Annotated in this window: 8 protein-coding genes; 2 read left to right on the forward strand and 6 right to left on the reverse strand. The window is 70.3% G+C overall.

Going from position 1 to position 8,785, the window contains the following annotated elements; translation table 11 throughout:
• The coding region (locus OO63_RS39970) for a hypothetical protein (RefSeq protein WP_157854138.1) at window positions 1-252 on the reverse strand (252 nt) is incomplete at its 3' end.
• A 384-nt stretch (window positions 253-636) separates the two neighbouring features.
• Here OO63_RS39970 and OO63_RS39975 point away from each other — a divergent pair.
• Window positions 637-837: a hypothetical protein gene (locus OO63_RS39975; RefSeq protein ID WP_051811729.1), complete on the forward strand. Its 201-nt coding sequence runs from the start codon at window positions 637-639 to the stop codon at window positions 835-837.
• 185 nt (window positions 838-1,022) lie between these two features.
• Here the strand turns inward: OO63_RS39975 and OO63_RS39980 are convergent, their stop codons facing one another.
• The 5 genes from OO63_RS39980 to OO63_RS40000 form a co-directional block, all read right to left on the reverse strand.
• Window positions 1,023-1,772: a thioesterase II family protein gene (locus tag OO63_RS39980; RefSeq protein WP_030363525.1), complete on the reverse strand. Its 750-nt coding sequence runs from the start codon at window positions 1,770-1,772 to the stop codon at window positions 1,023-1,025.
• A 104-nt stretch (window positions 1,773-1,876) separates the two neighbouring features.
• Complete coding sequence (locus OO63_RS39985) at window positions 1,877-2,995, reverse strand: agmatinase family protein (RefSeq protein ID WP_030363526.1); 1,119 nt, start codon at window positions 2,993-2,995, stop codon at window positions 1,877-1,879.
• Between the two features lie 65 nt (window positions 2,996-3,060).
• Window positions 3,061-4,332: a cytochrome P450 gene (locus OO63_RS39990; protein ID WP_051811731.1), complete on the reverse strand. Its 1,272-nt coding sequence runs from the start codon at window positions 4,330-4,332 to the stop codon at window positions 3,061-3,063.
• Complete coding sequence (locus OO63_RS39995) at window positions 4,332-5,285, reverse strand: ACP S-malonyltransferase (RefSeq protein WP_051811733.1); 954 nt, start codon at window positions 5,283-5,285, stop codon at window positions 4,332-4,334. The genes OO63_RS39990 and OO63_RS39995 overlap by 1 nt, the downstream gene beginning before the upstream one ends.
• A gap of 72 nt (window positions 5,286-5,357) precedes the next feature.
• Complete coding sequence (locus OO63_RS40000) at window positions 5,358-6,794, reverse strand: class I adenylate-forming enzyme family protein (protein ID WP_030363529.1); 1,437 nt, start codon at window positions 6,792-6,794, stop codon at window positions 5,358-5,360.
• Between the two features lie 416 nt (window positions 6,795-7,210).
• Here OO63_RS40000 and OO63_RS40005 point away from each other — a divergent pair, with 416 nt between their 5' ends.
• Window positions 7,211-8,683, forward strand: a complete 1,473-nt coding sequence (locus tag OO63_RS40005) for an ArnT family glycosyltransferase (RefSeq protein WP_199819564.1) — start codon at window positions 7,211-7,213, stop codon at window positions 8,681-8,683.
• The last annotated feature ends 102 nt before the right edge of the window (window positions 8,684-8,785 follow it).

Below are 8,785 nucleotides of genomic sequence, written 5' to 3' on the forward strand. Positions count from 1 at the left end.
CACACCCAACACAAACAACGGCCACACCCGCCGCACCACCAACACCACCACCACAACCACCTGCAACCCCAACCCCGCCCACGGCCCAAACCTCGGATGGCCTTCGTGGTGGGTCTCGTTCCAGACGGCCACGACGACGTTGAGGACGATCAGGGCTGTCAGCAGCGTGATGTCGGTCGCCGTCGGGCGGAAAACGGATGGCTTGCCGGATTCGTCGTCGGACTTTTCTCCGGACGTCCTGGCTGGCTGCACGACAAGCCCACCCCCGTACATGTCGGCTTCGCGCTCTGTGGGTCGTCCAGAGCTTAATGCGTGCGGCGGCTGGGCCCCACCCGCAGCCCTGACCTGGGACTTCAACGTCCCCCCGGTGGCTTTCGCGACCCCTGGCCCAGGCCTCGTCGGCGGAAGTCGTGCACCTGTCACCCTCGGCACACCAGGTCCACGAGAGGGGGAACGCCGGAGTCGGTCACTACTTTCGTCGGTAGGGGTACCAACGTTTCCCTCTGCCTCGCCACCGGCGTCAACCGGTTGAATAAGTCTTGTTGGCAGCCCGGCAGGAGCAACAACGGAGCAACACCGGCCGGGGCGCGGCGCGAGACAAGACTGCTCACCCGAACAGATCATTTGAGGAGCGACATGCTGTGGGTCGGCATCGTCCTGGTGGTTCAGGGATTCGGTTCATTCCTGACCGAGCGTATTTGGGACACAAAATTCGGTGTCACGGCACTCCTGGGTGACGACAGCCCTTCGTGGGTGGGCCTGGCGATCGGCGTGGTGGGTCTGGCCGTCCTTGCGTACTGCGCGAGTTCACGCAGCCGTAAGTCCGTACACAACTGAAATCCCCCTCCCCCGGGTTTTTTGACTCCCCTGCTGCCGCAGGGACCGAGCTCCCGGTGGCCGGTTCTCCCCCGTAACCGGCCACCGGGTTTCTTCATGCCCGAAATCGGGTCCGGAAATGACGTGGCGGGTCGGTCGGCGCGGTGACACGCGCCGACCGCCCCGCCACGTGCTGTCTTACGACGTCACGACGTGAAGTGCGCCTTGAGGACGGCGATGACTTCCTGGGCGTGGTCGGTCAGGTAGAAATGGCCGCCGGGGAACACCTTCATGTCGAAGGTGCCCAGGGTGTGCGGCTCCCAGGCCCGGGCCTCGTCGAGGGTCGTGCGCGGGTCGTCGTCGCCGACGAGGACGGTGATGGGGCTGCCGATCTGGGCGCCGGGCTCGGCGCGGTAGGTCTCGATGGCGGTGTAGTCGCTGCGGATGGCCGGAAGCACCATGCGCAGCACCTCGTCGTCGCCGAGTACCCGCGGGTCGGTGCCGCTGAGCTTGCGCATTTCGGCGATGACGCCGTCGTCGTCGCGCTGGTGGACGTTCTCCGGGCGGTGGCTGGAGGGGGCGCGGCGGCCGGAGGCGAAGACGTGCACGGGGGCGCGGCCGTCGCGCTCCAGGCGGCGCGCCACCTCGAAGGCGAGGACGGCGCCCATGCTGTGGCCGAAGAAGGTCAGCGGCAGCGAGTCGTCGTGCGCGCGCAGGGCGTCGGCGGCGCGGTCGGCCAGCTCGGCGATGGACTCGATGCCCTTCTCCGTGTGCCGGTCCTGGCGGCCCGGGTACTGCACGGCGACGACGTCGGCGACCGAGCTGAGGGCGGCCGACACGGGGAAGTAGAAGCTGGCCGAGCCACCCGCGTGCGGGAAGCAGACAAGGCGGACGGTGGCGTCGGGGGCCGGGTGATAGCTGCGGACCCACAGGTCGGCGGAGGCGGCGGTCGTCATGACGGGGTTCCATCCATGGTGAGAAGAGCGGGTGAACAGGCCGAAGGCGGGCCGTGGCCCGCCTTCGACGCGTGCGCGGTGCGCGCCCGGGAGTCCCGTCCCGCTCAGCGGAGCGGGAAGCGGACCTCACCGGCCACGATCGGGTTCGCGTAGTTCTTGCTGGAGATCTTGATGCGGTTCAGGGCGAGGCCGGTGAGGGCCTCGAAGACGGCCCTGCGGGCGTTCATGGCGGTGGAGTAGCCCGCGTCCAGGTGCGGGGCGACCTCGACGACGTCCATGCCGATCAGGTCCGTCTCGTGCGCGATCCGGCGCAGGGCCATGAACAGTTCGCGGGTGTTGAGCCCGGCGGGCTCGGGCGTTCCGGTGCCGGGGGCGAACGCCGGGTCGAGGACGTCGATGTCCAGGGACAGATAGACGTGGTCGGCGACCGCGCGGGCCTCCTCGATGACCTTGTCGATGACCGCGGGGAAGCCGATCCGCTCGATCTCGGCCATGAAGTGCGAGCGCATGCCGGCCCGGCGCATCCAGTTGAACAGCTGGTCGTCGGGGCCCGAGATGGTGCGGATGCCGACCTGGATGATGTTCGGGCCCGGCACCATCTCCTCGTCGATGAGGCGGCGGATCGGCGTGGTGTGCGTGGCCCGGTGCCCGAACAGCTCCTCGTGGCAGTCGGGGTGCGCGTCGAAGTGGATGACGGCGATGGAGCCGCGCCCGTGCACCTCCGAGAGCGCGCCCACGCTCGGCCAGAGCAGCGAGTGGTCGCCGCCGAGCACGACGGGCCGCGCCCCGACCTCGGCGATCTCCCGGACCAGGCCGCGGATGGGCTCCATGGACCGGGTGATGTCGAAGGGGTCGACGGCCGCGTCGCCGTAGTCGACGACCTTCAGGACGTTGAACGGGTTGACGCGGGTCGCGGAGTGCACGAAGCCCTCGGGCGTGGCGTACAGGTAGCGCTCGTCGGCGCGGATGGCGCGCGGGCCGTAGGCGGCGCCGCGGTGTCCGCTGGAGACGTCCACGGGGCAGCCCACGACGGCCACGTCCACGCCGCCCGCGCGCAGGTCCTCCTGGTTGAGGGCGAGGGGGACGCCCATGAAGGTGGGCACGCCCGAGTAGGACGGCTGGACGTAGTAGCGGCGCAGGTCGATGGGGCCGGCCTCGCGCCGCGGGAAGGTGGAGCGATCGACCTCCCGCCGCCAGGCCTCGGACTCGGGTGTCTCGCTCATCTCTCTCCTCGGTTGCGCGGGGTACTCACTTCGGGGTGCTCACACGGGTCGGCCGATGACCGGTCTCAGCCGGGGGTGCCGGTGACGGGCAGCCGGGTGCAGCCGCTGATCACGGGCGAGCTGCGGCGCACGACGGGCCCGGCGACGCGCAGGTCCGGCAGGCGTTCGACGAGGACGCGCAGCGCGGTCTCGCCCTCCATGCGGGCCAGCGGGGCGCCGATGCAGTAGTGGATGCCGCCGGAGAACGACAGGTGCTCGGCCGGATTCTCGCGGGTGAGGTCGAAGCGGTCCGGATCGTCGTACACCTCGGGGTCGCGGTTGGCGGCGCCGATGAGGACGACCACGGAGCTGTTGGCCCGGATGTGGTGGCCGGCGAGGGCGATGTCGCCGTGCGGGACGCGCTGGGCCTGGAGGGCGGGCGAGTCGTAGCGCAGGGTCTCCTCGACGGCGCGCGGCGCGAGGTCGGGGTCCTCGCGCAACAGGTCCCACTGCGCGCGGTCGCCGGTCATCGCGAGGACGGCGTTGCCGATGAGGTTGGTGGTGGTCTCGAAGCCGGTGACGGCGAGGACCGTGCAGAACGCGAGGAGTTCCTCGGTGCTGAGCTTGCCCTCCTCGTTGGCCACGGTGAGGCGGCTGATGAGGTCGTCGCCGGGGTCCTTGGCGCGCAGCTCGATCAGCTCGGTGAAGACCTGGTCGAGGTCGTCGACGGCGCTGCGGAAGTCCCGTGCCATCTTCAGGGACTTGACGCCGTCGATGACGGGCCCGACCTTGCGTCCGGCGCGGATGAACCGGTCGTGGTACTCCTCGGGGACGCCGAGGAGCTCCCCGATCACCAACAGCGGCAGGGGTCCCGCGAAGTCCTCGATGAGGTCGAAGCCGTCGCGGGTGGCGAGGTCGTCGAGCAGGGCGTTGCAGAGCTTCTCCACCTGGACCCGGTACTTGCTGATCATCCGGGGGCCGAAGGCGGGCTGCGCGAGGCGGCGCAGGCGGGTGTGGTCGGGCGGGTCGAGGCCGAGGATGGAGCTGTTCCAGGGGATCTCGGCCATCATCTCGTGGCCGGGCACGCCGCCCTGTTCGCGGTTGAGGAACAGGGTGCGGTCCCGCAGGATCCGGGTGCCGAGTTCATGGCTGCCGGTGACCCAGGTACCCAGGTGGCTGCGGTGCACGGGGCCCCGCTGCCGTACCTTCGCGTACAGCGGGTACGGGTCCTCCTGGCCCTGGAGCAGGCGGGTGAACGGGTCGCCGAACACGCCGAAGGCGCGCAGGATCGCACGGGTCGCGCCGAGCTTGGCGCTGAACTTGAACCCGGCCGACTTGCTGTCCATGAGCGTGGCCATCACTTCTCCTTGCGAGAGGTGGTCCTGGCGGGCCGGAGGGCCTGCTCCGGTCCCAGTGCCACCACGTCGAAGGCGCGGGTGGTGACGTCGAGGCGGTGGATGAGCCGGTCGGGTCCGGTGACGTGGACCGTGCGCACGCCCATGCCGCGCAGGGTGTCCACGACCGGGTGCCAGCGGACCGGGTGGTCGAAGGTGTCCAGGAGCAGGGTCCGCAGCTGGTCGGCGCGGGTGATCAGGGCGCCGTCGTGGTCGGCGACCAGGGGCAGTTCGGGGTCGGCGAGCTCGAACTCGGCGAGGACCTCCTCCTCGACGCGGGCCCGCAGACCGGTGAGGACCCGGCAGTGCGCGGGCGGCTTCATGGAGTACAGCGAGTAGCCGCCGACGGCGCTGATGCGGCGCTGGAAGGGCTCCAGGACCTGCTCGCGCATCGTGACCATGTGCATGCCCTCGTCGAGGTGGCCGGAGACCTCGTGGAACTCGCCGCGCTCGGCCAGCTCCCCGAGGACCTCGTCGAGGGCCGCCGCGGGCACCCGGGTGATGGTGAGCGTCACCAGGTCCTGGTGCTCCTCCTCGAAGAACCGCTGTTCACACAGGGCGAGTTCATGGGTGAGGCGGACGGCCTCGGCGAACGGCAGGGCGCCGCTGAACGCGGTCGCGGCCTTCTGGCCGAAGCTGAAGCCGACGCAGACGTCCGGGGCGAGGCCCTGGGTCTCGACGGCCCGGTCGGCCAGGGCCACCGAGTTGATGAAGAAGGCGACCTGGGCGAACGCCCCGAAGTCCGTTCCCGCGGTGCGGAATTCGTCCAGGACCGAGCGGCCGAGGGCGTCGTCCGCGGCCGCGAGACGCTTCCGCACATAGGGGTCGATCATCATGAACTTGCCCACGTCGGTGAAGCGCGAGGGCCCCATGCCCGGAAACACCACGGCGCTGCGTGCCTGGTCGGTCGTCATCATGTCCGCTCTGTCTGGTCTGGCTGGTCAAGCTGGTCTGGCTGGTGCGGCTGCCCTGGGGGGTCCCCGTGGGGCTCAGGCCGAGGTGGCGAGTTCCGCCGTGCTCCGGTCGGCCGCCCGCTGTTCCAGGGCGCGTCGGTCGGGCTTGCCGTTGCGGTTCAGGGGGAAGCTGTCGATGACGACGACCCGGTTGGGGTGTTCGTACGAGGGCAGGGCGTCCTTGATGCGGGTGCGCCACTCGGCGACGTCGCGGCCGCTCGCGTCCTCGACGAAGAAGACGAGTTCGCTGCCGCGCGCGTCGTCGGGCAGCGCGATCACCTTGACGGCGCAGCCCGCAGCGGCGGCCCTCCGCTCGATGATCTCCGGGTAGAGGGTGTAGCCCATGCGGTGCACGGCGAGCTTGCGGCCGGCGACGAAGAGGTTGCCGTCGGCGTCGAGGTGACCGAGGTCGCCGGTGCGGTACCAGCCCTGGTCGACGAGGTCGACGGTGCCGTCCTCGGCGAGGTAGCCGGCCATCATGTCGGGGGTGTTGACGACGAGTTCGCCCATCTCCCCGGGGGCAAGGACGTTGCCGTCGTCGTCCTGGACGTTCATCTCCAGGCCCTTCATGACGCGGCCGCAGGCGACGGGGTTGTCGATGGTGGCGAAGGCGATGTTGCCCAGCTCGGTGCTGCCGTAGCTGTCGAGCAGGGGCTGCCCGAAGGAGTCGACGTAGGCGTCGGACAGGGCCGGGTCGAGGGGGGCCGCGCCGCTGCAGAACATGCGGACGCCGCCGAGGGCCGCGCGCACGTCGCTCTGGCGGCGGGTGAGGTTGAGCATGCTGCGGTACGTGGCCGGGGTGGCGTCGATGACGGTGACGCCGCACTGCCCGGCCATGAGCAGGGACCGGTCCAGGCGCCGGTGGGGCGCGACGACGAGGGAGCACTTGGCGAGCCAGGCGATGAGGACCATCGACAGGCCGTACTGGTGGGCGAAGGGCAGCAGCGGAAGCAGGACGTCGCCGGGGCCGTGGCCCATGTGGTCGGCGTTGCGCCGCAGGTTCTCAAGGAAGCGGCCGCCGTTCTTCACCACGCCCTTGGGGGTGCCGGTGGAGCCGGAGGACCACATGATCAGGCCGTCGGGCAGCGCGCACCAGGCGTCGAAGTCGAGGGACGGTTCGGCCGGGACCAGGCCGGACGCCTCGACGAGCAGCTTGTACAGGTAGACGGCGTCGCGCGTCTCGGCCGGCACGGGGGCGTCGTCGTCGTAGAGACACAGCCGGGCGCGGGTGCGCTCGACGATGCGGCCGGTCTCGCGCGCGTGCTCCTGCTGGTCGACGAGGACGATGGAGGCGCCGACGTGCATCAGCGCGAAGAAGGCGTTCAGCCAGGCGGCCGAGTTGCCGGCCTTGAGGAGGACCCGGTCTCCCGGCCGGACGCCCTCCGCGCGCAGGACCATCGCGACCCGCAAGGTTTCCTGCTCGAATTCGGCGAAGGTCCGCGCCGAATCCCCGGTGAATATGTGAGGTGTCATCAAAGCCGCCCCCTTTCCCAAACTTGAGAATCATCGGGCTCGATAGGCACGATAAGGTCGAGGATTTCTCCCGCCCCGGGCGGCTCCGCGCGCAGCCGAGCCTTCCGAGGACCTACGGTAGAAGCTATTGAGCGTGCCTGAGCAGCAGAACCCCTATCTTCCCCCTAGTCCCCCCTGAGCAGCCAACTTGCCGGTTACAGGGGCAAGCTGACGGGACGTGCCAAGCGCTACCTTCGACGGTGTTCACGCTATGTACCGCATAAGCCGCGGAGGTCCCGGTGGGAGTTCGGACACAGACCGGTCGAGTACCGGAACAGGAACACGAACAGGATATTAAAGACCAGCAGACGACTTCGGAACCCGAGGCTGGAATATCAGCAGGGCGGGACCAGGAGGAAGGTGCGGCGCCGGATGCCGTGACACCGCCGCCGTTCGCGGGGCGCTGGGTGGGCGCGGTCGCGGGCGCGGCAGGACTCGCGCTGCTCCTGGTGAGCACGCGGTACGGATTCCAGGGCGACGAGCTGTACTTCCTCGGCGCCGGACAGCACCTGGACTGGGGGTACGCGGACCAGCCGGTGCTGCTTCCGCTGCTCGCCCACGGCATCGACGCGGTCACCGGCGGCTCGCTGTTCGCGCTGCGGCTGCTTCCGGTGCTGCTCACGGTGGCGGGCGCGCTCGTCGCCGCGCTCATCGCCCGCGAGTTCGGCGGGGAGCGCCGGGCGCAGGTGCTCACGGCCGCCGCGTACGGCTTCGCGCCCGCCGTCCTGATCAGCGGGCACGCGCTGTCGACGATGGCGCTCGACCTGTTCCTGTGGACCACGGTGAACTGGCTCCTGATCCGCTGGGTGCGCACCCGCGAGGACCGGCTGCTGCTCTACGCGGGCCTGGCGACGGCTCTGGCCCTTCAGGGCAAGTATCTGATCGTCGGCTTCTGGGCCGTCCTCGCCGTGTGCCTGTTCGTGGTCGGTCCGCGGGACCTGTTGCGCCGCAAGGCGCTGTGGCTGGGTGCGGCCGTCGCGGCCGTCACGTCCCTGCCGGGTCTGATCTGGCAGGCGCGGAACGACTGGCCGCAGCTGGAGATGTCCCAGGTCCTCGCGGACGAGGGGATCCTCGGCGGCCGCGCGGGCTTCCTGCCGTATCTGATCGTGCTGTCCGGCGGAGTGTTCACCGTCGTCCTGGTCTACGGCCTGATCCGCCTCCTGCGGTCGCCGCAGCTCGCCCCCTACCGCTTCCTGGCCTGGACGTTCCTCGGTCTCACTGCCGTGTTCCTGGTCACCGGCGGCCGTCCCGCGTACGTGGTGGGCGCCTTCGCGCCGCTGTGGGCCGCGGGCGCGGTGGAGCTGGCGCGCGGGGGCGGGGCCCGCTGGTGGCGGTGGCTCGCGACGTGGCCGGTGGTGGCCCTGACGGCGCTGGTGTGCGTGGCGCTCTCGCTGCCGGTGTATCCGGTGTCGCAGGTGACGAAGACCGAGCAGCCGAAGAACAACCCGATGACCGCCGAGACCCTGCGCTGGCCGCATCTCATCGACGCGGTCGACAAGGCCAACAAGGCGCTGCCCGCCGCCGAGCGGAAGCGTGCCGTGGTGGTCACGCAGTACTACCAGGAGGCGGGCGCCGTGGATCACTTCGGCCCCGACCGCGACCTGCCGCCCGCCTACAGCGGCCACCGCGGCTACTGGTACTTCGGCGCGCCGGCCGACTCCTCGGGCCCGGTCCTGTACGTGGGCTCCGACGTCGCGAAGCTCAAGCCGTACTTCACGAAGGTGCAGAAGGCCGCGACGGCCGCGGGCGGCCCCGGCGAGAGCTTCGTAGACGGCGTCCCCGTCTGGATCCTGGAGGGCCGCACGAAGCCCTGGTCCAAGATCTGGCCGGACTACGGCCACTTGTCCTGAGGTTGCTCTGAGGGCTCATCGCACGAGGGCCCGTCCCCGCCGAGGAACGCGGGGGCGGGCCCTCGTCGTGCGTGCGGCGCTCGGGCGGGGGGCGGGGGTACG

The sequence above is a fragment of the Streptomyces alboflavus genome, assembly GCF_000716675.1.
Lineage (GTDB): Bacteria > Actinomycetota > Actinomycetes > Streptomycetales > Streptomycetaceae > Streptomyces > Streptomyces alboflavus.

Coding starts and splice junctions, on each gene's coding strand:
- OO63_RS39975 (WP_051811729.1), top strand. CDS start 637: ATGCTGTGGGTCGGCATCGTCCTGGTGGTTCAGGGATTCGGTTCATTC.
- OO63_RS39980 (WP_030363525.1), bottom strand. CDS start 1,772: ATGACGACCGCCGCCTCCGCCGACCTGTGGGTCCGCAGCTATCACCCG.
- OO63_RS39985 (WP_030363526.1), bottom strand. CDS start 2,995: ATGAGCGAGACACCCGAGTCCGAGGCCTGGCGGCGGGAGGTCGATCGC.
- OO63_RS39990 (WP_051811731.1), bottom strand. CDS start 4,332: ATGGCCACGCTCATGGACAGCAAGTCGGCCGGGTTCAAGTTCAGCGCC.
- OO63_RS39995 (WP_051811733.1), bottom strand. CDS start 5,285: ATGATGACGACCGACCAGGCACGCAGCGCCGTGGTGTTTCCGGGCATG.
- OO63_RS40000 (WP_030363529.1), bottom strand. CDS start 6,794: ATGACACCTCACATATTCACCGGGGATTCGGCGCGGACCTTCGCCGAA.